Origin of the sequence: Candidatus Leptofilum sp. (genome assembly GCF_965223525.1) — a bacterium.
Lineage (GTDB): Bacteria > Chloroflexota > Anaerolineae > Promineifilales > Promineifilaceae > Leptofilum.
Map to the genome: position 1 here is coordinate 1125918 of NZ_CBDCWX010000005.1, position 23780 is coordinate 1149697.

19 protein-coding genes are annotated in these 23780 nt (G+C 54.3%); 9 read left to right on the plus strand and 10 right to left on the minus strand.

Translation table 11 applies throughout. From position 1 onward, the window contains the following. Positions 1-2: 2 nt before the first annotated feature. Positions 3-3194, minus strand: a complete 3192-nt coding sequence (locus tag ACOQPM_RS10325) for a GAF domain-containing protein (protein WP_420629178.1) — start codon at positions 3192-3194, stop codon at positions 3-5. A gap of 87 nt (positions 3195-3281) precedes the next feature. Between ACOQPM_RS10325 and ACOQPM_RS10330 the strand changes: the two genes are divergently transcribed. Then, complete coding sequence (locus tag ACOQPM_RS10330) at positions 3282-5702, plus strand: LVIVD repeat-containing protein (protein WP_420629179.1); 2421 nt, start codon at positions 3282-3284, stop codon at positions 5700-5702. A gap of 63 nt (positions 5703-5765) precedes the next feature. Here the strand turns inward: ACOQPM_RS10330 and ACOQPM_RS10335 are convergent, their stop codons facing one another. The 3 genes from ACOQPM_RS10335 to ACOQPM_RS10345 all read right to left on the minus strand — a co-directional run bounded on the left by ACOQPM_RS10335 (position 5766) and on the right by ACOQPM_RS10345 (position 9948). Further along, positions 5766-8969: an AfsR/SARP family transcriptional regulator gene (locus tag ACOQPM_RS10335; RefSeq protein WP_420629180.1), complete on the minus strand. Its 3204-nt coding sequence runs from the start codon at positions 8967-8969 to the stop codon at positions 5766-5768. Between the two features lie 139 nt (positions 8970-9108). Continuing rightward, complete coding sequence (locus tag ACOQPM_RS10340; RefSeq protein ID WP_420629181.1) at positions 9109-9603, minus strand: hypothetical protein; 495 nt, start codon at positions 9601-9603, stop codon at positions 9109-9111. An 87-nt stretch (positions 9604-9690) separates the two neighbouring features. Continuing rightward, entirely contained in the window at positions 9691-9948 is a 258-nt protein-coding gene (locus tag ACOQPM_RS10345; protein ID WP_420629182.1) for a hypothetical protein, read from the minus strand. A 72-nt stretch (positions 9949-10020) separates the two neighbouring features. On the opposite strand from ACOQPM_RS10345, the gene ACOQPM_RS10350 reads away from it, so the two are divergent. The 4 genes from ACOQPM_RS10350 (at position 10021) to ACOQPM_RS10365 (ending at position 15037) form a co-directional block, all read left to right on the plus strand. Further along, the gene (locus ACOQPM_RS10350) at positions 10021-12183 is read left to right on the plus strand and encodes a ligand-binding sensor domain-containing protein (RefSeq protein ID WP_420629183.1); all 2163 of its coding nucleotides are present in this window, start codon (positions 10021-10023) and stop codon (positions 12181-12183) included. Positions 12184-12307: 124 nt separating this feature from the next. Next, entirely contained in the window at positions 12308-12655 is a 348-nt protein-coding gene (locus ACOQPM_RS10355; RefSeq protein ID WP_420629184.1) for a hypothetical protein, read from the plus strand. A gap of 95 nt (positions 12656-12750) precedes the next feature. Next, a complete protein-coding gene (locus ACOQPM_RS10360) occupies positions 12751-13641 on the plus strand; it encodes a WD40 repeat domain-containing protein (RefSeq protein WP_420629185.1) in 891 nt (296 codons plus the stop codon). 1 nt (position 13642) lies between these two features. Then, entirely contained in the window at positions 13643-15037 is a 1395-nt protein-coding gene (locus tag ACOQPM_RS10365; protein ID WP_420629186.1) for a WD40 repeat domain-containing protein, read from the plus strand. Between the two features lie 37 nt (positions 15038-15074). On the opposite strand, the gene ACOQPM_RS10370 is transcribed toward ACOQPM_RS10365, so the two are convergent. The 3 genes from ACOQPM_RS10370 to ACOQPM_RS10380 form a co-directional block, all read right to left on the minus strand. Further along, entirely contained in the window at positions 15075-15497 is a 423-nt protein-coding gene (locus ACOQPM_RS10370; RefSeq protein WP_420629187.1) for an SRPBCC domain-containing protein, read from the minus strand. Positions 15498-15578: 81 nt separating this feature from the next. Further along, the gene (locus ACOQPM_RS10375) at positions 15579-15932 is read right to left on the minus strand and encodes a DUF1801 domain-containing protein (protein WP_420629188.1); all 354 of its coding nucleotides are present in this window, start codon (positions 15930-15932) and stop codon (positions 15579-15581) included. Between the two features lie 2 nt (positions 15933-15934). Then, complete coding sequence (locus ACOQPM_RS10380; protein WP_420629189.1) at positions 15935-16717, minus strand: hypothetical protein; 783 nt, start codon at positions 16715-16717, stop codon at positions 15935-15937. 85 nt (positions 16718-16802) lie between these two features. Here ACOQPM_RS10380 and ACOQPM_RS10385 point away from each other — a divergent pair, with 85 nt between their 5' ends. The 4 genes from ACOQPM_RS10385 (at position 16803) to ACOQPM_RS10400 (ending at position 19919) form a co-directional block, all read left to right on the plus strand. Beyond that, positions 16803-17054: a hypothetical protein gene (locus tag ACOQPM_RS10385; RefSeq protein WP_420629190.1), complete on the plus strand. Its 252-nt coding sequence runs from the start codon at positions 16803-16805 to the stop codon at positions 17052-17054. Between the two features lie 16 nt (positions 17055-17070). Next, positions 17071-18402, plus strand: a complete 1332-nt coding sequence (locus tag ACOQPM_RS10390) for a hypothetical protein (RefSeq protein WP_420629191.1) — start codon at positions 17071-17073, stop codon at positions 18400-18402. 14 nt (positions 18403-18416) lie between these two features. Further along, on the plus strand, positions 18417-18800 hold the full coding sequence (locus ACOQPM_RS10395) for a hypothetical protein (protein WP_420629192.1): 384 nt from the start codon (positions 18417-18419) through the stop codon (positions 18798-18800). 285 nt (positions 18801-19085) lie between these two features. Next, positions 19086-19919: an IS982 family transposase gene (locus ACOQPM_RS10400; RefSeq protein ID WP_420629193.1), complete on the plus strand. Its 834-nt coding sequence runs from the start codon at positions 19086-19088 to the stop codon at positions 19917-19919. Here ACOQPM_RS10400 and ACOQPM_RS10405 read toward each other — a convergent pair. The 3 genes from ACOQPM_RS10405 to ACOQPM_RS10415 all read right to left on the minus strand — a co-directional run bounded on the left by ACOQPM_RS10405 (position 19869) and on the right by ACOQPM_RS10415 (position 23751). Further along, positions 19869-20198 (minus strand): hypothetical protein, encoded by a 330-nt coding sequence (locus tag ACOQPM_RS10405; RefSeq protein WP_420629194.1) that lies wholly within the window; start codon positions 20196-20198, stop codon positions 19869-19871. The two genes, ACOQPM_RS10400 and ACOQPM_RS10405, sit on opposite strands and share 51 nt — an antisense overlap. 152 nt (positions 20199-20350) lie before the next feature. Further along, positions 20351-20716, minus strand: coding sequence for a hypothetical protein (locus tag ACOQPM_RS10410; RefSeq protein ID WP_420629195.1), 366 nt, complete (start codon positions 20714-20716; stop codon positions 20351-20353). Positions 20717-20841: 125 nt separating this feature from the next. Next, complete coding sequence (locus ACOQPM_RS10415; protein ID WP_420629196.1) at positions 20842-23751, minus strand: BTAD domain-containing putative transcriptional regulator; 2910 nt, start codon at positions 23749-23751, stop codon at positions 20842-20844. Positions 23752-23780 lie beyond the last annotated feature (29 nt).

Sequence of the window (23780 nt, forward strand, 5' to 3'; positions counted from 1 at the left end):
CCTTAAGACTCCAGTTTGACAGGCAAAGTGAGCGTAAAGGCTGAGCCTTTTCCAAGCGTACTCGTAGCCGTGATGTCGCCGCCCAGCAGGCGGGCGAGCTGGCGGCTGATAGAAAGACCCAGCCCTGTGCCGCCAAATTGGCGGGTGCTGCTGTCGTCTGCCTGCTTGAAAGCTTCAAAAATAACTTCCAGCTTTTCAGGCGGGATGCCTATGCCGGTGTCCTGTACGCTAATTGCTACCTCAGTTTTCCCGACAGCCACAGCCACCTGGATCGCACCTTCATAGGTAAACTTCGCGGCATTGCTGAGAAGATTGAGCAAAATTTGTTTCGCTTTTTCTTCATCGGATGTGATGAGGATGCTATCTCTCGTGATATTTTGGTAGATGACGACATCGGGTTTGAGCAACGGCCGTATCGTCATCACACATAATTCCACCAAGGCGATCAAATCAAACTCAGTGCGCTGCACGTCGAGCTGCTGCGCCTCGATTTTGGCAATGTCCAGCACCGTGTTGATGAGCGACAGTAAATGGTCGGCGCTTACCAGCACCTTGTCCAGATTGTCTAGCTGCTTTTCTGGCAACGCCTCTTGGCCGCGTCGCTTCACGATGCGCGTGAATCCCATAATCGCGTTGAGCGGGGTACGCAGTTCGTGGCTCATGTTGGCCAAAAAGCTGCTTTTGGCTTCGCTGGCTGCCTCTGCTTCCAGGCGGGCTGCCTGTGCTTCGCTATAGAGACGGGCGTTTTCCAGAGCAACGGCCGTTTGCTGCGCCAACGCCTGTACAAAATTCAAGTCATCTTCACTAAATGGCTCCCCGCCCGTGCCGCGCCAAATAGCCATCATGCCGCTGACCTGGCTACCGGTGAAGAGCGGGGCGGCCATCAGCTTCTCTTCCACATTTTCCGGCGTGTCGGGGATGGTGCCCGCGCGAGGGTCGCGGGTGGCATCGTTCACAAATTCGGCACGCCCCTGCTGTGCCAGATGCCCAATAATGCCCACGCCCAGCGGCACCGGATGCGCCAAAATCCGGTCGGCGATGGCACCTTTGGCAACTGTGGCTCGCAAAACTTTGCCAGACGCATCCGGCAAATAAACTGCGCTGGCGTCGGCGTTGAGCAGCCGTTGGGCGTGCTCGGCAATTTGTTCCAGCACCGCATTCAAATCCAGCGTGGCGGAGATGTCTCGCCCGACGGCGTTGATGGCCGTTAGCTCCTGGGTGCGCTGTTCGAGGGCGGCGGTGCGCTCAGCAACGCGCTGCTCTAGCGTGCTGGCCCAGGTGGCGTTTTCTACGGCAACGGCCGCTTGGTTTGCCAATACCACCAGCAAATCGAGATCGTTTTGGGTGAAACGGCCGTAAATCCCCAACAAATCTGCATACAAAAGCCCCACCAGCTTGCCCTGTGCTATCAGCGGCACGCAAATGATAGATCGCTGGTTGGTGATGTCTGCTTCGTCGCCGATTTCATGCAGGATCGCCTGCCGTGAATGAATGGCCTCTTGTAAGGCGGGCTGGATGCTGTCTAGCCAGTTGGCGTCTGGCTGGGTTGTGTTTTCGGCTACCAGTCGCCATTCGTTTGAATCATCCAGCAGGTAAAGCGCGGCGCGGTCTGCACCGCACAGCTCCACAATTTCCCCCATGATGAAGCGGGGCAAATCTTGCACCTGCCGCCGCGCGTTGATGCGTACCCCAATGCGTAACATCCGCTGAAGCTGCTCTTCGATGCTGTCTTGCCGGGTGAAGGTTTGGGTGAGGGGTGTTAACGGCCGTTGCTGCGCCACCGCCTGCGCCACCCACTCTTGCAAAATAGCCGAGTTTGGCGCGGCGCGATTCAAATAGTTGCGCCGCAGCCCCTCATCCCCCAGCTTATCAATGCCTGCCAGCATCAGTGCCTGCGCCTGTTCCAAAACGTGCCAGCAGCGGGCAGGATCAGGCTGCGGCGCAGCGGAAACGACCAAATAGTGATACCACCACGCCCAGGCGGCGGGATAATCTGCTTGGGGATGGCCTTCCTCTAAAATGGTGATGGCTTGTTGGGTGGTGGCAACGGCCGTTTGCCAATCCCCCAAATGCAGCTGCACCAGCCCTAACCAGGCCAGCGCCACCGCCCGATCCCCATGAACGCTGCTGCCCAACGCCTCTGCCCCCACTTGCAAACGCTGCTGGGCGGCCACTAAATCCCCCTGCGCCACCCGCGCCTGACCCAAACCAAAATTGTAGTAGCCGATTAGCTCTTGGTGTCCCATCTCCTGCGAGATGGCCAGCCCCTCTGTAAATGCTTGTTCTGCCTGATCAACCAGTCCCAGTGCCAGACTGCTGCGCCCTAGCACGTCCAGGCTGTAGGCTAGCTCGTTGCGTGCCTCATTTTCGCGGGCATGGGCAATGGCGGGTTGAATGTAATCCAAGCATTGGCCGTACAGTCCCAAATTCAGGTAGATGAGGGCGAGGTTGTTGTAAATGATGATTTGCTTATGCCGCTTGCCGATGATTTCGTAAATGGCCAGGGCTTGTTCGTAATAGGTACGCTTTTGCGCCAGGTCAAAGGAGAGAACCCCCTGCATGTTGCGGACATCTCCCTCGCCAGAGCGATCCCCAATCTCTTGGCAAAGCCCTAATGCCTGCTCTAAAAGTTCATTGGCTCTATCCAGGCTGCCTTTGCGCGTCCACACCCAAGCAAGCTCGCGCAAGGTGCGGGCTTGGCCTGCTTTGTCTTCTGCTTGCTGGTAAAGTTGGTATGCTTGGTCAAATTCGCGTTCAGCATCTGGAATTTCGCCGCGCCGCTTGTGGATGCGCCCCATGGCAAAGTGGCCTCTGGCTAGCAGCGCACTGTCGGCAACCTGGGTCGCCAGCAGCATGGCTTGCTCCACATTTGTTTGCTCCATCGCTTGCTTGCCCAACACCCGCGCGGCAATAGCCATTTTCAACAAGGTTGCCATCTGGTTGCCCACATCCTGCTGGGTTTGGGCTAGAGAGAGCATTTGCTGCAAATCGGCCGTTTCTTCCACGTGCAGCCCTAGCGAATGATACGCTTGGGCACGCCAGGAAAGGAGTTGAAATTGTTCATCATCTGAATGGGATTCAGTCAGGGTGTGGGTAACGAGAGCAATGGCTTGTTGCCATTCAAATGTTTGGATGGCTGAGGTGATTTTTTGGTGTGAAACGGCCGTTTCTTCAGGAGCATTCTTCGTCATCATCCGGATCATTATACCAATGAAATCACGATTTCATCACACACGGTAGGTATGCTATGGGCAAACAGATATGAAAAGGAAGTTAACCCGATGCACAAACAAACCTTGCCCTTGCTCATTTTTTTGCTGCTGGCTTTTATCGTAGCCTGCACTCCAGATGCTGCACCCACACCCCGCCCGGTTGATGATGACGACGATGGCGACCGCCCCCGCACCGAGGAGGTGGAACCAACCCGCGCCGTTGAACCGACCGTGGCTGTAGATACGGCTGCTGCCATCCAGGGACGCTGGAGCTACACAGAAGCCGTGGATGAAAACTTCTCTGCCTCCTATAGCTATTTTTTTGAAGATGGCGAACTCTCGTTTGAAGGGTATCCGCCACGCTTTTGGTCTGGGAATTACGAAGTTGTAGAAGAAAGTTCAGAGCAAATTGTGCTAAGCCTCACCAACATGGATGAGGAAGGCGAGCCACTCGACGACCGTTTGATGACCATAGACATAAATTCTGATGGCACGTTGCTGATTGATGGTCAAGGCTCATACGCATCACTAACCACAGCGGCCACGCAGACGCCAGAATCCTATATTGAGCATGAACCGCCGCCAGAATCGCTTACCGTTTCTGCGGCGGACTTCCCCACCTTGCCCAGCGTACCCAGCCGTCCGCTGGTGCTGATGGATCACGTTGGCGGCGCGGCCAAAGCGGTGGCACTTTCTGGAGATGTGGCCTTTGCGGGGGAAGGGTTGCGGGTAACGGCCGTTTCCCTCACGAACCCCACCACTCCCACCGTACTAGGCCGTTCAAAGCCGCTGGGGGGCGTGGTGCGCCTACTGGCACTGTACCTGGATGCCGCTTACGTGGTGGCCGAACCGGGCTGGATTGACGTGCTGGACGTGAGCAATCCTGCCCAAATTCGGCGCATTGCCCAGCTTTCCATCGAGGGCGAGGTGCAAAGCATGGTGGTGATGGGTGACTTTTTATACACAACGGCCGTTGCTGATGACAAAACCACACTTACCGCCTGGGACATTAGCGGGATGGTTACGGCCGTTCCCACCGCCACCATCACCCTGCCCACCATCTCACCCACCCGCCTCACCACCACAGGTGAACTGCTCATTGTGAGCCAATCTGAGCGGATTGACATTTTTGACATCACGCAGCCAGGGCAGCCAACCCTTGTCGGTGAGATCAGCAGCTTTGATGGCTTTGCCGTGAATCCAGCTCTGCCCCTAGCAGACGGCCGTTTGCTGCTAGCCAATGAATTTTTCCACCAGTTCAACATCGCCAACCCAGCAGCGGTTGAAGCCATCAACTCTGCGCCGCTGGGCGACTTTTTGACGGGGGTGGATTCGCCGCGTGGAGGTGGGTTTGTGACGATGGTGGGGGATACGGCCGTTGTCATAGACAGAGGCTCCTATTTTGCACCGGCTGGCGCCTCGCGGCTGTGGGCAATTGACACCGCCACCGCTGAACCGACGGCGCAGCTTGTGGCCGAACTGCCCTTCACCGCCAACGCCGTCACGTTTCAAGGTACGCTGGCGGTGGTGGCACATGAGCGCGGCCTCAGCCTGCTAGACTTGGCCAACGCAGCCTCTCCGGCGGTGTTAAGCGAATTAGTCTGGCGCAGTTCGGTGGATTTGGGCAACGAGATGGCGGGCTTTGCCGTCGGTAGCACGTCGCCCAGCCAACTATTCAGTTTTGATCTTAGCGATTTGGAGACGCGCCACAGCTTCCTGTCGCTGCAAACGCCCAATCGGTTTAGCGATGTTTACCAAAATACGCAATTTATTATTGACCCAGACCGAGGGCTGATTCAACTGGATGTAACGAATCCGACAATGCCGCAGGAAACGGCCGTTATTGACCCCAAAAGCAACACGCTGCACCTGGCTGGGCAGTGGCTGGATACGACTGGCGACGGGCTGCAAACGTTTGAACCAAACGACGACGGCATCCTGGAACAGATTGCCGTCTGTGAGGAGTGCTACGAGGGCGCGATTCACAAAATATTGGTCACCGGCCCAGATACGCTGCACCTGATTGGGCCAGACGGCATTTACATTGTGGGGGTTGCTGGCCCCGGCTGGCTGGTGCCCCACAGCTTTTTACCCGCCGATTTTCCCGTGCTGGATGGCGTGGTGCGCTGGCGAGAAAACGCAACCTATTACCTCGGTACGGAATGCCGCTTTGCCCAAGCGGACTGTGCCGAAAGCACTTTGTGGGCGCTGCACACGCTGCGGGCGCATGAGCCAGAAGTGAAAAACGGGCTTACCGTTCCTGGCAATGCCCGCAAGCTGGTGCTGTTTGAAGGCTTGCTGTGGGTGATGACGGTGGACGGCCGTTTCATCCCCCACATCCTCACCGACCCGTTTGCACCCCAAATGCTGGGCAAAGGCATCCAGCTACCGCTAGACACAACCCTGATACAAACCGAAGTCGTCGGCGACAGGCTCTTCATCTCTCACCCAGACACGGGCATCCTGGTGTACCAAATGGCTGAAGAGTAGGATGTAATAATGAATTGAGAATAATTAACAATAAATTGTGAACTGGGGTTTCATTCACCATTCTCAATTCATTGTCCACAATTCATTATTTTTGCTAAATGTTTTGGTCGCGAGTTGGTGGAGGGTGTGCATGGTGGGTTTGGCGGCAACGGCCGTTTCCCACACATCATCTGGCAACTGGGCGCGCAACGCCTCACACTGCTGGCGGTGACGTTCACGGATGAGCGAACCTTGCAGGTTGTAGGCCAAAAACGGGGCTGCTTGCGCTGGCCGATTATCTGCTAGCAACAGCTTGGCAATGTACATGAAAAACTGCATCGATTGCGATGTCGGCGAGAGCCAATCCATGAGCGGTACCGCTTCACGTATCATGGCATACGCTTTGGGAATTTGCTGCATATCCACATACAGACTCGCTAAAATGCCGCGAATGTTGGCCCGGCTGGTCATTGCTTCTTCCGCATCCAGCCGCGCTTTGACCCACAAAAACTGCTCCTCCGCCAGCGCATACTCCCCGGCGTGTTGGTAAGCACCTGCCAGGTGAACGGCCGTTGTCAAGCGGCGGCGGGCAATATGGTAGCGGGTAAAAATGGTAAGCGCATTCCGGTAATAACCTATCGCTTCCCAATGCTGGTTCTGCATATCATAAACCAGCCCCAGTAGGTAGTTGGCGGCGGCAATCGTTTGGTCGGCACCCATTTGCTCGGCGGCGCGGGCATAAACGTGGGCGCAGCGGGCCATGTTGTCGTGGTCGCCTGCGTTCAGGTAGGCAAACGTCAGCCGCTCGTACAGCCCCGTGCTGATGTCGGCGCGTCCCAACGACTCGGCCAGCGCAACCGCGCCAGACAGCATTTCAATCGCTTCCGCGTAATGGCCAATGTTTTCGAGGGTACGGCCGTACCGACTGCGACAAAGCGCCAGCACCGCCCGATCGCCACTTTCCTCCGCGATCTGTAAACTCTCTTTGTATAATTTTCGGCTCTTTTCAATTTCGCGGAACAAAAATGCGTACAGTGCCAAATTGGTTGTGGCGATGGCCCCCTCCGCTTTGAGATGGTGCTGCTGCGCCAGAGCCAACGCTTCATCCAGCAGCGGACGGCTTTCCACTTCCCGGTTGTTCTCCACCATCCAGTTGCCCATGATGTTGAGCAGTTGCACCCGCAGCGGAACGTTGGCTGGTTTGTTTGGGGGAAGGTTGGTGAGGAGACGGCCGTATCGCTCCAACCCTTCCACAATTAAACCCGCCCGCTCAGAATACAGCGTCAGCGTGGGCAAGGCCGCAGCCAGTGCCACCGGCTCATGCGCCGCCTGCCACGCCCAGGCTGCGCGAATATTTTCCAACTCTGTCGTAATCGTCTCTATCGGTGCTGGATCGAGCCTGCTTTGCAGCGCGTGGCGCAAATCGGCCAAAAGCTGCACGTAAGTTTGGGCATGGGCTTGATGGGGCAATGCCGCTGCCCGACTGGTAGCAAACTGGCGCACCGCCTCGTGCAGCCCAAAGCGATCACCTTGCCGCTGCACCAGTGCCTTATTCACCAGCTGCAGCAAGTTGAGCAGCGACGCCCCCGCCACCTGCTGCGCCGCCTCGCGGGTAAAGCCTCCCTGAAACACCGCCAGCTTGCCCATCGTCTCCCGCTCTGATGGGCTGAGCGTTTGCCAGGTGTACTCAAAAATCGCCTGCAAACTGCGGTGTCGTGCCTCAAACTGCTGCGAATCGGTGGCAAAAATGGCGAGGCTGCTGTTAATTTCGGTCGCAATTTCTGGAATGCCCAGCAGCGGCACCCAGGAAGCGGCCAGTTCGATACTGAGCGGATGCCCCAGCACGCGCTGGCAAATGAGCTGAATGTCGGGGCGATCGCCATCGGCGAAACGGTAGCGAGCGTTGGCGCGTTTAGCAGCCGCCACAAACAACTCTTCTGCATCAGACAGCGCTTCGTCGCCCGTTTTTGTTTTAAGCCCCTCCACAGCAAACAGCCATTCGGCAGCAATGTCAAACGGCTGGCGCGAGGTGGTGAGCAGCTTGATGTTTGAGGCTGCCTGTGCCAAATCGGTTAGCCAGCCGCGCTCGTGCAGCAGCTCTTCGCAGTTGTCTAGCACCAGCAGCAATTGCTTGTCGGCCAGGTAGTCGATGAGCTGTGCGCCGGGGTCGCTGTTGCTGGCAAAGGGGAAGTTGAGTGTACTGGCGATGGCGGGCAGCATGGATTCTGCCCCCACCAGCGAGACAAACCAGATGCCGTCAGGGTAGCTATTTTTAGAACCCGACCGAATATTTGCCACAGAGGGTTTTAAGGGGAAGGGTTGGTTCTCAGATTTCTCTTTTTCCTCTGTGGCTTTTTCAGATAGATTTTTGCTGTCTGCGCCTGCCACTAGTTGCTTGGCGGCGGCGATGGCCAGCCGCGTTTTGCCTGCGCCGCCCAGACCAACGAGGGTCAGCAGTTGGCAATCCTCCTGCTGGAGCAGGCCGTGAATTTCTTGCAGTTCCGCAGAACGGCCGATAAACGGGGTTTTCTCTTTGGGTAAGGTGGACGGTCGTAAATTGTAGGTGGGATGCTGGCTGGGCTGGGCGTCTGCTTTGATGTCTGCCAACAATGCTTCTGTCTCTGTCTCTGGCTCCACGCCGAGTTCATCCCACAGAATTTTACGGCATTGAGCATACACCTGCTGCGCTTGGCTAGATTGCCCCGCTTGGTGCAGGCAGCGCATCCAACTGCGGTACGCCTCTTCATGCCACGGGTCTAGCTCAGTTTGGCGTTGGGCGTAGCGGGCGGCTTGTTGGGGGTTGGTTGCGGCCGTTTCCACCACCAACCTCTCCAGCAAGCCCATCACCTCCCGGTGCAGCGACTCTCGCTGGATGGTGAGCCACTCTTCAAACAGGGTGCTTTCTTTGACGATGAAGTGGGTGAGCAGGCTGCCTCGGTAATGGGAGACGTCGTTGTTTTGAACGGCCGTAACGTCCAGCCAGTGATCGCAGTTGGGGTTGAATTGCACCGTTTGCCGGGTGATGAGCAGGTAGGGGGGATTGGCTTCCTGGTTGCCAATGCTTTTTTGCAGTTTGCTGAGCGTTTGTCGGAAGTTTTGACGCGCTTTTTTGTCTTCCACGTCCGGCCAGAGCAGCGTGGCCAGCTCGCCGCGCGTGTGCGGCTGGTTGGCTTCCAGTGCCAGGTAGGCCAACAGCGCCCGTGTCTTGTCAGAGTAAAGATCGGTAATTGGTTTGTCGTCTAGAAATAGTTCAAATGTGCCCAGCAAGAACAGCCGCAGCGTTGCCATGAATTGTACCCCTCACAAAATCGAGGGTATTTTAGCGGCATTTGGCGGTTTCTGATAGTTTTTTGCCACAGAGATTTAAGAGGAAATGTAGCCGCAGATTCTTTCTGCGCTCTTGTGGCGCGGAAAGAATCCGCGGCTACTAGGCGTAATCGTCAAATAGGGCGGCGAAGAGGTCGCTTAAAATCCAGAAGCGGGCGGCGAGGTATAAAACGAGACCGTAGCCAAAGCCGATTGTTAGGCAAACGGCCGTTACACCCAAAAACGATTCTCCAGCCACAACTGACAATACCAGCCCAAACAGCGTGCCAATAAATGCGGGAATGAGCAGCAGGACGATTTTACCTGGTGGCGAACTGCTTTGCTGGTTGGCAGCTTCTAATCCTGCGGTGAGGGAGCCAGTTTGCACTGTTTTCTTAGCTGCGCCGAACGTGGTGGCGGCAACGGCCGTTCCGTACCAACCCAGCAGTGCCAAAACCAACGCCGTCGGCAGCATAAAGAAGCCGAGGACGGGGGCAATTTGTGAGTTGGGAGCCAGCAAAGCGGCCGTGGGCAAGCCAATAATCAAGCCGCCAAACAGCAAGCTACCCAGAAGAATCAATAAACCTAATTGTTGAGAACAAGATCGTTTACGCATGTTTGTTTACCTCCATTTTTTATCAGCAGATTTCGCAGATTGAACAGATTTTTATTTCTAATCTGCGAAATCTATGCAATCTGTGATTCATTTTCTCGTTGAAAGCTTTTTGCCAGAATTAGGTGTTTCGATGTCTGGGGTGATTGCCTCCAGATAAAGCAGCAGCTCCAGCAAATCGGCAAAGCCCTGGCGGTCGCCATCGGGGATGGGCTGCAGGGAAAAGCGCCATTCGGTGGCAACGGCCGTCTCCTGCGGCCAAATTCGCAATAGAAAAGATTTGGGTGCTGCTTTCATGTTGATGAGTGTACAGAACGGCCGTAATGAAAACGTGATCTCTCCTGTCATGACGCTTCCATAACGCACAAAATCTACACTGCCAGCATTACATTGAACCCTTTATCGAATTGGAGAAGCAGCATGAAAACAGACACGAACTTGCGAATTATTTTTGTACTGATGATGGCTATTTTGCTAGCGGTGGCAGCCTGCGGGGGCAACGATCCCGTCGAACAAGCCACAGACAGCAACGATGAGGTGACCAATCAGCCAGAAACGGCCGAAATCACCGAAACCGACGAAGATTCCGAGGAGCCTGAGGTTGAACCTGAAGCAGAACCTGAACAAGAACAGGAGACCGTTGAAGAGGTTGTTGAAGATGAGGACGTTGCCGAAGAACCTGAAACCGTTGCAGAAGAAACGGATCAGACAGATGATGATTTATATGAAGAACTGGACGTGGCAACGGCCGTTCCCACCATTTTCAGCGACCCAAACGAGGTGCGCGGCACGGCTTTTTTCGGCGAGACGCTGTGGGCGGCAACGCTGGGTGGCATGGTCGCCTGGGATTTACAGACTGGTGCGCCAACTGTGTACACAACGCTCGACGGCCTGCCGCACATTGGCGCACACGCAGTTACAGTTTGCAACATTCCCGAACCGACGCTGATCGCCGCGACGACGCATGGGCTGGCAACTTACGATTCCGCCAGCGACAGATGGCTCGATGGCGCCTATCTGCTGGACACCAGCGAGGGCACAGTTGGCCCCAGCATCTTCAATGGCACCGCCCGCATCAGTGACGTGGTGTGCGATCAGGAAAACGGCCGTCTCATCATGGCCTACAACGATGTTACCGTGCTGGATTTAACGGATGGCGTGGTGACGAGCTACACCAGAAACAACGACGGCCTCGCCTGGGGCGCAGTCGAAGATATTGAAGTGATCGGCAGCGACATCTGGGTTGCCTCCGGCTTCAAGGGCGTTTCCGTGATTCACAGCGACGGCAGCGTGACGGTACATAACATCGAAACCGGCTTCCCCGCCGACAAAGTGCATGACATCGAAGTGGAAGCCAACGGCACGATTTACATGGCTGCCGATGAAGGGCTGGTTGTGCTGAACACAGATGGCTCAACCCAGCTCATCACCCAGGACGACGCGCCCAACATGCCCGCGGGCGCAATTTATTCGCTGGAATATTTTGCAGGCCAGGGGATTTTGTGGCTGGGCATGACCAATGCCCTTTGCCCCATGGACATCGCCGGGACATTTGAATGTACGGCCGTCATGCAGCGGGAAGAGGGAATGCCAGAAGGTCGCGTTTATGGCCTCCATGCCACCCCAGACCGTACTTTGTACTACCACACGCTCAACAATGGTGTTGCTCGTTTTAACCCCTTCACGCAGGAAGACGGCCGTTGGACAAACTACATGGCTCCAGCACTCATTCTAAGCAACTTTGTCTCCGCCCTGGCGCAGGACGATGCCTACTACGTCTGGATTGCTGGCGATGGCTTTGTCCGTCGCTCCGACCCGAACGGGCAGGTGGCTGAAGAGGTGCTGGGCTTTTTTGGCGACAACGCGCTTTTAGCCCATGGTAATGGCGGCGGCATGTGGTCATTAGGCGACCGCACCCTGTTTTACCTAGAACCGTGGCAAGAAGAATCCATGCGCTGGAACAAGGAAGATGGCCTGCGCGATGCCCATCAGGGCGGTCTGGCGCTCGATGATCAGTTCCGCGTATGGGTTGGCAGCGAGGGTGGCGTGAGCATCTTCGACAGAAGCACATTTAGCACCGTGGATACAAGCCAGGGCTACCCAGATGCTCGCACCCACGCCCTACTGTGGGACGGCACAACGATGTGGGCCGGCACGCACGCTGGCCTGGTTCGTCTGACGGACAGCAGTGCAGAGTTGGTGCTGGCAGAAGACGCATTGGGTAATGACCCGGCGGTGCGGGCAATGGCTTTTGGGGAGGACGGCCGTATCATCCTCGCCGGAAACTTTGGCCTAGCAACCTTCGACGGCCAAACCGCCACCCTGCTCAATGAAGACGTGAAATTTGTAACTGTGGCCGTAGCCCCTAATGGCGACATCTTCGCAGGCAGCGTCAGCAGCGGCACGGCTGGCCTGTACCATTTTGACGGCAGCACCTGGACGCATTTCACCACCCGCGACGGCTTGCCCTCCAACAGCGTTCGCACCGTTCTCGTTTCGGTAACGGGCGAGGTTTGGGTTGGCATGGGCGACACCAACCTGGGCGGCGGCGTCTACTTCATGCGCCACGCTCCCCAAAATTAACAAATAACAGATTTCGTTGGGTAGGGGCAGACCCCCGTGTCTGCCCACGCTGGGCGCACACGGGGGTACGCCCCTACCAGTGGCATCAATTTCTTGAAGCCCGTCATTTTTACGGAAGAACGAAATGAACAGTAACCAAAATCAGCCATCGGCAAATATTGGCAGCGCAAGCTGGGCAGTGGCGCGTTTGCGGCAGCAGCATGAGCAGCTTGAGCCGCCCCTTGTGAACCAGGTCGTCATTGGCTCACCAGAAATTCATCCCCGGCATCTAAGCATTGCTTTGGCCTTTCGGGATGATGCCGCGCTGGCCGAGGCCAAACGCAAAGGGCATTTCGGCCTTCTGCGCCAGGATTTGCTCAAGCTGCTGGCTGAGGCGGGGTATCCAACAAACTTTTTGGCGGCTTGCTTTTTAGATTTTGTGTCGGAAACGGCCGTAAATGAAGCAGGCGGCCCCTGGATTTACTTTCGTTAGTTTTTTAGCCACAGATTTCGCAGATTTTGAACATCAATCTGTGTAATCTGCGAAATCTGTGGCCAGGTTTTTATAAGGACAATGAGGTGAATGAATTGCTTTCAATTAAAACGGGGCATCCGGTTAACGGTGTGGATATTTCGGCAGACGGCCGTCTAATTTTGCTAGGTGGCCGCGATAAACAGATGCAGCTTTGGGATGTCGAGACGCAGGCGGCTGTGCGCGCTTTTCCCTTCTCTAACCCGGTGCAGGCGGTGGCGCTTTCTCCAAATGGCGAACTGGCTGCCGGGTCAAAAATATACCGTGGAGGTTTTATACCCGTGTGGCAGGTTCAAAATGGTACGGACGCGCCACTTTACCAAATTGATGATACGCATCATATTGATTTGGTTAGCTGCTTGGCCTTTTCAACAGACGGCCGTTTCCTCATCTCCGGCGGCCATGAACCAGAAGTATGCGTTTGGGAAGCAAACTCCAGTAATCTGCGCCACAAGTGGGAAGGCTACACACCCCCGTCTGCCGTCACTTTTTCACCAAACGGCCGTTACGCAGCGGCGGGGTATGGTGGGTCTGGCAACGGCCGTATCATTATCTGGATGCTCAAAACAGGCAAGGAAAAATCGGACATTAACACCGGCAAGCGGGGCGGCGTACGTTGCCTGGCTTTTGCGCCCGATAGCAAGCATTTTGCCGCTGGCTGCCGTGATCTGACGCTGCGGTTTTGGCGCATGGGGCGCAAAACGCCGCTTATCCAAACGACCCTTGGCAGAGCACCCCGTGCCCTCGTGTTTTCTGGGGATGGAAGCCAGATGTTTGTCGGGTTGGCGAATGGTATGATTGCTGTGCATAACGTGGTTGATGGAACGGCCGTTTCTGAATGGAAAGCACATTACACCACCGTTACCAGTCTGGCCATCTCCGCAAATGGTACGCGGCTAATCTCTGGTTCAGAAGATGGCACTGCCAAAGTGTGGCAGGTGAAATAAGATGAAACGCCTAGTCGGATTGGTTGGTTGTCTAACATTCTATCTGCTGTTTTTGATTGCGTGTGGCAATGGTGAACCTGTAGCTGATCAAATTGAATCTGCACCAACTTCAGAAACGGCGGCAGTAGTTGCCACGCATACTGTTGCCCCCGCTTCGCCAACGCCGTTGGCAACGGCCGTTCCCACAGCAACGGCCTCACCCACGCCGCCACCAACTGCTACAGCCACCGTCATACCATCATCCACACCCATCACCCAGCCAGCAATTGGTGAATGGTCTCATCTGGAGGTAATCACCCCGGAAAATGTGGCACAGTTGGTGGGAATCGGCGTTTGGGATGCGGCTACCTTGCCCAACCTAAACCATACCATCAGCCCAGACGGCCGTTGGCTTTTAAGCTACGACGACCACACCTTGCAAGGGTGGGATTTTGCAACAGGCCAAGAACGCTTTTTGATTCAATTGGAAGATGCCCAACGGCATCTGGCACTGTCGCCAGACGGCCGTTATCTGGCAACGGTGCATGATGACGGCCGTATCCACCTGTGGAACGCCGCTGATGGTCAGCATCTAACGACGATTGATGCCCATTCAGAAAAAGTCACCACCCTGGTGTTTAGCCCGAATAGTCAACGGCTGGCTTCGGGCGGAGATGACAAAACAGCGGCCGTTTGGGACGTGGTAACGGGGGAGCTGGTGCAGCGATTTAGCACCGACTTTGCCCCCGGCTTTCTGCAATTTAGCCCGGATGGCACTCATTTGGCAGTGAGTTTGCCCATCACGCTATTTGCCATTGAAACGGGGCAGGAGGTGGCTCGGTTTGAAGAGGCATGGGAACTAATTTTTGGTGAAGACAGCGAATTGGTTGCCATTCGGCGCAACGAGTATGGCTACTCCTCGCCTGTGCAAAGCGCATTGCAATCGCCAGCCCAGCAAATACCGCTGTGGGAACTGGATGGAGATTACATTACCCAATATTGGCTGGATGAAAACGGCCGTTACCTGACTATCGGCTACGTGAATACGCAACCCCTTGCTGAAGGAAATCCACCCACCCACCATTGGCTGCTTTGGGATATGGCTTCCCGACACATTCACTTACAGTTTGAAGCTGATGAGCAAGTTGATCCGCTGGGCTTTTCGCCAGACGGCCGTCTCATTGCATCCGGCTCGCTTTCTGGCACAGTTGAGCTGTGGGATGTGGCTAGTGGCGAATTGCTGCTGACGCTCAATCACCACACGGAGCGGCTCATCGGCATGGTCGGGGTTCCCATCTTTCGCCAAAACAGCGTGGATGATATGCGAGGGTTGGTTTTTTCGGAGGACGGCCGTTTGCTCATAACCGCCGCCCACGACGGCACGATTCGCTTTTGGAGTGTACTGGCTGCGCCGTAATTGGAGATTGACAGTCCTAAATCTCCAATCCCAAAGTTTAGCCCTTCTCCGCTTCCTGCTTCAAACCCGCTGCAAATGCCTGAAAACTTTCAGTTAAATCGGGGATAGTCCTGCCAAAAATTGGGAGCAGCAAACCACTAAAAATTTCTTCCGTACGAAAAAAAACCTGCCCATCTTCACCTGCTGTGAGCGTGTGGGTGCGCTCAGATTTGAATAAGCCCAACGGCATTCCGCCAGTGAAAACCATCTTTTTGCCCGGTTCAAAACCAGCTACCTTAACGGCAAACGCTTGGTCTGGGCTGAATTTGGTAAAAAATTTCACCTTTTCGCCCAAAGCTAGTTTGCCCTCCACGCGCACCATGCCGGGGTCCCAATCTGGATAACTAGTGGGATCAACTAAAATGTCCCAAACTGCCTGCACTGGCGCGTTAATTATTGTCTTTGCACTGTATGATCTCATCTGATTCCCTTTATTGCTTTCTTAGGACTGGCAGTTCTGTAAATAGATTTTATCTCAAAGTTGCCAAAGGACTGCCAGTCCTTACCTTTGCAAGGTTTGCCGGACGTAATCTTGCAACGCTTCGCGGTTAAAATCTGTCGAGGTGATGCGAACGGTGCGGGCTTTTTTGCCGTCGCCTTCCAGCAAGCCATAAGCATCATCAAGCGAAACCCCATCGTGGAAAATGAGAGAGATTTTGCCTTTGCCCACCACCGTTTGGATGTGGTTTTTGGTAGTACCGTAAACCAGGCAGTTTTTCCACTTGATGCTTTCATTAAATTCCGGGCCAGCTGCCAAAATGCAGGCGCGAATCTCTAAAAAAAGCGGGGCGATTTCTTCGCTCAGGTTATCAATATAGTCGTTCACAATATCGTTTTGGGATGGTTGGTAGTTCATAATTACATCCTATCATAGTCGCCGGGCAGTTCATTGTAAGAAACGGCCATAAGATTATCTTGCAGAATTGAAGTCGCTTCAAAGTAGGCCAAGGGGGCTAATCCGGTTAGCTTTTTGAAGGCGTTGTTGAGGTGGGGTTGGTCGTAAAAGGAATCGTCGCTGACGTATTCCACGATGCGGGGCATTTGTGCACCGAAATCGCATGTTTGCCCCAAGAAGATGTGCATATTTTGGATGGCCTGTATCTCTTTGCGGCTCAGGCCAAAGACGGTTTTGTAAAGCCTGCGCTTGTGGCGGGGTGAATAGGCAGCGAGCCAATCGGTTTCTGCCAACGTGGGATGCAGCATGGGGGCAATTGTCTTTTTGACTTTGTTTTGTTCAACTGTGGTAATAATTTGCTGCGTGAATGTTTTTAGGTCAGACGGCCGTTCCCGCAACCAGTTAAATGGCAAAAAACAATTAGCAGGCATCTCCTTTTGCCAAAAGAGTTCCGCAAATGGCAGGGTAAATCTGGCCCCAAAGAGCGTGAGCGGCGTTTGCAGGGTGAGGTCGAGGCGATCAGTGTGCAACGCTTTTAAGCATTCTTTTGGTAGTGTTGAATTGCGATTTTGCCTGGAATCACGGTAAAAAATTTCTCCCTCTTGAACCCAGAAAAAATCAAAGAACAGCTCCGGGATGAAGATGTCGGTTAGGTTGGTTGGGGAATCGGTGATGATTTGCAGCCGCCAGCAAAAGAGTAGCTCTGGGATGGTGGGTTGGGTTTGTTTCTGGAATGAGATTTTCATTTTGAATGTGTATCACGATTTCATCACGTTGACAATGTATGCTGTAGGTAACAAGCTGAAAAAAGCCAATAAATGGAGAAACAAGATGTTATCGACTGTAATGCAACCGCAACATGAACAAATGCAAGATTGCCCGCACCTTTGCCAACCCATCACCGAAACTTTTATCTATGACAATCCAAACTATGTGCAATTATCAGGCCGCTTACGCACCGAGCTTGACCAGCTTCAGCTATCGGTTGCTGAGGTAGCGGCGTGTGAGGATATGCGGGCTTTGTGGAGTGAAACGGCCGTTACCATGCACACCACTTGCGAATTTGTAACCATTAGCTGCTGAAGCCTTGGAGTTCCTAATGAAAATTGGATTTAAAACGATTTGGCTGTTGTGCGTAGCTTTCCTCGTGATTGGCTGCACGGCCACCACGCCCACACCACGCCCAAACAATGACGATGATGACGATGGCGATTTTAGGCAGGATGATGACATTGACGGCTACGATCTGACGGAATCCTGGGAATTTCTACCGTTTTACGGCGCAATGCAGTTTGATTTGCATGATGCAGAGACAGACTTACCCGTTCCTGACGCAATCTTACAGATAGAAGATATGCCTTTTGCCAATGAGGACTTACTGGCGGATGCAAACGGCCGTATTACCTTCGCGCAGTTAGAAAATGGCATCACCTACGTTGGGGATGGCCCGCCACCGCCCACCTTTCACTTCTCCGCCCCAGGCTACACCCCACGCCAGTTCAGCGTGGAAGAGCTAGCCGCCTTGTCTGGGGTCGATCCATACGAGGATGAAGGTCTCCCTTTGGTTGATTATGAAGATGAGTTTGGCAATGTGTACGAACTGCCCCTGTATGCGTTTGCCATTCAGCTAACGTGTGCCGATGGCAACTGTACGGCTGTTACGCCCACGCCCACAGAAACAGCCACCGCGGCCCCTACAAAAATACCGCTCCCCACGCTTGCCCCCATCCAAACGCCCCTGCCAGAAGTTGCCAACGGAGCCATCACAGGGCCAGACTACAGCTTTGAGAACGTTCGCTTCACGCTTGATACGGCCGTGATGCCCGCACTTTATCCAGAACTGTCTGAAAGTGGCGACCAAATCACCTTTTTATTTGCCAAAGATGGCTACTGCGTGATTGAGGGCTGCATCAAAATTACGCGCGTGGATTTAGAGCAGACGTGGCAAGTTGAGCTGATTCCTGATGTGGAAACGGCCGTCACCAACCAAGATGAAAATTACCAGTTCACAAACCGAGGCGCAGCCCTGCTGCTGCAAGCCAAGCTGGCTTATCCACCCGCGCCGCAGGTACAGGGCGTTCGCGCCGTCACCATGCACGGTCAGGATTTGTTCGTGGCCCACAACGGCGGTATCAAATATGAGTTCCGGGGCCTGACGGCGGATGGTACGTATTTTGTCCAGGTTTTTGCGCCGCTGACGCTGCCCTTCTTACCAGATTCTGGGGCACCGAACCAGCCAAACCAGCCCCATTTTGCCGTGCCCATGCCAGAAACATTGCCTACCGACCACGCAGAATTGGCGGCCATCATGCACGATTACAACGCACAGGTGGCTGAGATATTGGAGGAAACGGCCGTTGACACTTTCACGCCCAATCTATCCTTGCTAGACGCTTTTATTGCTTCGCTACAAATTGATACAGATAGTTAATTTTGAGGTTTATTATGACGCCCCAAGCAGTTCTTGCCGCCATTATTTTAATGTTTATTAGCAGCTTTATTGTTGCCTGTGCCGAGGTGGACAGCCCCACAGCACAAGCCGAGCAGAAAATCCAAGGCAGTTGGTCTTTTTCAGAAGCGGTTGATGAAGATTTTCACGCTTCTTACAGCTACACCTTTGAGGATGGTTTGGTGCGCTTTTCTGGCTACCCACCGTTGGAATGGAATGGCCGTTACCGCATCCTCCCCGCCGAAAACAACCTGATTACCCTGGAACTATTCGATCTGGAAGATGAAGACGGCCCCCGCGACAGCTACACCCTCGACCTGGCGGTTGATTCCGTAGCCGATGCCATGATGATTGGCAACAAAGGCCCCTTTACCCGCTGAACCGCAGATTCGGAAACTTGAACCAGTAAAAGTTGAATGGCAGACTAGCTACGGCATAAAAGCGGCACGACGCGATCCTGACCAAAGCTCAGACACGAAGACCCGCCCAAATTAGAGGAAACATACTTGCTATTTGGATTCAAATGCTCTTGATAATGCAAAAATCAAAGATTCCACATAGCTATTTTTAACCTAAGTTGCTACCTTAACAGTCAAAAATGGTGAAGTCCATGAAAGCCAAGTAAAGTGGGTTTGAACCACCAAACCATATTTACGAGGACAATCATGGACGAACAAATTGTAGCGATTTACACGCTGGTTAACGACCTTTTGCGCAGCCTTGGTCATCATGAAAATAGCCAATGCCGCATGAATGATTCAGAGGTCATCACCACAGCACTTGTGGCCGCTCTGTTTTTTGGCGGCAATTATGAACTTGCCCGCGCTTTTTTGCGGCAACGCCGCTACATCCCAGCGATGTTGAGCAAAAGTCGGTACTCGCGTCGTTTGCACCGAGTGAGCCATCATATCGTGACCTTTATCGAGATATTAGGCAATCACTGGAAAGAACTGTGTGATGATTCCATCTATGTGATCGATACCTTTCCTATTGTGGTGTGTGACAATTGGCGCATTCGCCGCTGTCGTCTCTATCGAGAAGAGAAGTATCGCGGCAAGATTGCGAGCAAACGCCGCTACTTCTATGGACTCAAACTACATTTGATGGTCACCAGTCAGGGTCAACCAGTTGAGTTCTTCCTAACACCGGGTTCTGAAAGCGATGTGACTCACCTGCGCTCCTTTCAGTTTGACCTACCGACGGGTTCAGAAATCTATGCAGACAAAATCTACAATGATTATGCCATGGAAGACTTAATCAATGAGACAAGACAGGTGAAACTATGTCCTGTACGCAAGAAAAACAGCAAACGGCCGTATCCACCGTGGCGCACTTATTGGATAAAACTGCATCGCAAGATTGTGGAGACGACAGGGTCATCCATTGCACGCAGGATGCCGAGGAGCATTCATGCAGTCACAGCCGCAGGCTTTGAGCTGAAAATCGCATTATTTGTTCTGGCTGAGAGTGTCAGCCATATTTTTAAGGTAGCAACTTGAGTTATTTTTAATAGCAGATTCCATAATATTTTTAAATAGTCTTAATCTCGGCTCTTGTTTAGCTGCTCCCTTTATCTCATAACTAAGTTGCTTTGAGATAGAAAGAATGTTTTCATTCATAGCTATTAATATTCTTGTTGCTTGTGGCATACCTTCTCTTGCTTCAGGATAAACACTTCTGCTTAGTATTGAGCACTCGAAAATGAGCTTAGATAAAAAAAGTTGTTTATGAAAATCGTCCAGTTTGTTAAAATGATCTTGTATTTCTTTAAGCTTCATTGTCCCTTAAAATCCCCTTGCTTCGGCTAGCCAACAACCTTTCTCGGCTGCGGCTCGGCCTCTGGCAGCGTTGAATTTTCAAATTTTAGCAGAAGTTGGATGGCAACGGCCACAGCGCAGACACGAAGACCCTCCCAAAGCAGGAGGCAATATTATTCATTTGCGTATACACCACAATCCCATGATTGGAAGCGATAGATGTAGCTGCAATATGATCGATCTCTGGATTGAAGATCAAAGCTAAGCAGAAACCCGTCTATTCCATTCACACCATATAAAAAATCATCATCACTTACAGTTTTAGGTATATCAGCCAAGTAAATAGGGACAAGATCATCTAATTGACCCGGGAGTTGATCATGATCTTGCTCATATGCGGTAATAGCTTGAATTATGGTATCTCCTCGTTGTTTGTTTTCTTGGACTTCGGAACCCGAACTTCTGCACGAGGAAAGAATTGCTAAGCAACAGACTATGGTAAATAATTTCCTTATTCTGGTACGGTCTTCTGCTAGCATGTAACTTTCCTCGGCAACACCTCAGCCTTTGGCCGCATTGCCTACATAATCACGTTGAATATTCAAACTTTAGCAGAAGTTGGGTGGCAACGGCCACAGCGCGTATTTACGACTTCAAATTTAATTCAGGTTAGGAGGCGGGCGAGTGCTTTTTGAACGGCCGTTTCCACCTTCTCATACCGCACATTCACATCATCTGGCAAGCTGCCCAAATCATCCCAGCCGTACCAGTTGGCAGCACGATTTAAGGTCGCAACTGCCTGGCTTGCTGTTCGGGTGCGCTGGGTGGCCTGCAAAATTTGTGCCAACAGGGGGCGGGCAGCTTCCGGAGTGGCTAATGACTCGGGGGTGAGTCGCAGCAACGCCTCCGCCACGCCCCACAAATCCCCGATGGTACGGTACGTTTGCAGGCTGCTTTGGTAATGGGTAACGGCCGTATCCACATCCCCCCCCGCCAAAGCCACATCCCCCAACATCAGTTGGCTAAAAGCGATCCCCCGCTGGTCGTCCAAATCGCGGCGCACCGCCAGGCTGCGCCCAAACAGCGACGCCGCCTCATCTGGCTGCTCCTGCCGCAGGGCAATCTCCCCCAAAAATGAGAGGGCAAAGGCGCGAGTGAGCAGATTGCCCGTCTGGTTAGAAAGCAGCAAACTTTGCTGGTGATGCTGCTTGGCCTGCGCCCAATCGCCACCTTTTTGTGCCACCTGCCCCAAAATGTTGTTGGCAATGCCTGCATAAAAATCGTCCTGCTGGGTGGCGGCAATTTCCAATGCCTGCTCCGCGGCGCGCTGGGCTGTCCGAAGTTCGCCCAGGTCGTGGCAGGCTGCGGCGAGGAAGCAAAATGGATACAGCATCTCCCGCTGGTGGCCTTGTGCATGCAGGATGGCCAACGCCGACTCCATTTTTTGCCGCGCACTGTCCCGTTCTCCCAAATGAAAAGCAAACCACGCCTGCCGCGCGATGAGTCTGGCCCAGATACGGCCGTTCTCCTTCTCATACCGCGCCCCTTCCACCAACTCTGCCGCCGCCGCAAACTGTTCCGCACCCTCGCGCAGCCAGCTTTGGGTGTCGTAAAAGTAGTAGAGGCTTTCCAACGCCGCATCCAAATCGGCGGAGGCTTTTTGGGCGATGGTGTGCTGCCACGCGGCGCGCACGTTGTCAATCTCCCGACCAATCTCGGCCAACGCTTGCCGCTGACCATCCTGCTCTAACGCTTGCTGCTGCTGGGCCAGCAAGCGTAGGAAGTAGCGGCTGTGGCGACTGTGTACCTCCGCTTCCTCGCCCGCGGCTTGCAGCTTTTCGCTAGCAAACAGGCGCAGCGGCTTGTGCAGGCTAAAACGCGCCAGCCCGGTAGTGACAATGCGCTGGATGAGCGATTTTTCGGTGAGGGCGGCCAGCGTGGGGAAGCGAATCTCGGCCACGGCCTGGGCTGCCTCACGGCTAAAGCCGCCCCGGAAAACGGCCAAGCGGCGCAACGCCTGCTGCTCTGGCGGGGTGAGCCGCTGCCACGACTGGTTGAAGACGGCGTGCAGACTTTGCTGCCGCGCCGGAATGTCCGGGTTGGAGGTCGTGAGCAGATCGAGGCTGTCACCCAGTTCGGACTCGATTTCGGTGGGGTTGAGAACGTGCAGCCAGGAGGCGGCCAGTTCCAACGCCAGCGGCAATCCAGCACAAAGTTGGCAAATGTGGGCAACGGCCGTTTCGTTCTCACTGTTCAGGCTAAATCCGGGCTGTACCCGCTGCCCGCTCTGGCAAAATAGCTGCACTGCGTCTGAATTGGTAAGCGCAGACGCATCGGTAGGCAGTGCCAGCCCCGCCAGCGGATAGACCCACTCGGCCTGTAGCTGAAGCCGAATGCGGGAGGTGGCCAGCAGCTTGAGTTCGGGGCACGCTTGCAGTAAATCGGCCAGCAGTTGGCGCATGGCGGCGGCATTGGCTCCGGTGAGCAGTTGTTCCACGTTGTCTAGCAGCAGCAGAAACGGCCGTTCTGCCAAATAATCTGCCAGTCGTGCCTGGGGCGTTTGGCTGCCAGAGAGTGAGATGCCGAGTAAATCCGCCAGTGCCAGGGGAACGGCCGTCACTTCGTCCAATCCGTCTAGTCCCACAAACAAAACCTTGTGCGGCAAATCTACCTGCCCGGCCGCTTCGATGGCCAGCCGCGTCTTGCCGCTGCCGCCTGCGCCCACGATGGTGAGCAAGCGACAGCCAGGGTCAGCCAGTCGGGTTAATATGCCGTCCAGCTCGTTTACGCGCCCCACAAACGGGGTCGTCGGCACGGGCAAGTTGGAGCGTCCCGTCTCGCTGCTGAGGCGAATTTCGTTGTAGAGCGAGCGTGTCTCAGAAGTTGGCTCGATGCCTAGCTCATCGTTGAGAGTGGTTTCGCAGGCGGCAAACTGATTCAGCGCAGCGGCCTGGTCGCCCTGGGCAAAGTAGCAGCGCATCAGGCTGCGGTGGGCTTCCTCTTGCCACGGCTCAAACGTCAGCCAACGCTGCGCCGCCTTAATGGCTTGCGGATATTCGCCCCGGTGCTCGTGCTGCGCCACCAGCAGATTTAGTGCAGCCAGTAGGTCGCCTCGCAGCATTTCTCGCTGCATCAAAACCCAATCGTCAAATTCGGCTGAATCTGCCAAAAAGAAGCCGTCCAAAAAGTCCCCTCGGTAGGCGGCGACGGCTTCGGCCGCGCCGCCGCTTTTGTTGAGGGCATCTTCGAATGCGGCGAGATCGGTTTGTAGGGGAACGGCTGAGCTTAGGTGAACAGTCTGGCGGTCGGCCAAAATGAGGGGTGGGTCTGCTTTGGTATCCTTGAGGGCTTTCCGCAGGTGCAGTAACGCCTGTCGCAAACTTTGCCGCGCCTGCTTCTCTGGGGATTCCGGCCACAGCAGGCCAGCCAGCTTGGAGCGGGAGTGCGCTTGCCCTTGCTCTACCACCAGGTAAGCCAGCAACGCCCGCACCTTGTCGGAGTAAAAGTTGGTGACGGGCTGCCCATCCAGCGTAACGGAAAATTCACCCAGCAAATTGATGGTAAGTTGAGGCATGGTTGATAACTTTGATTGTCGCAAGAACG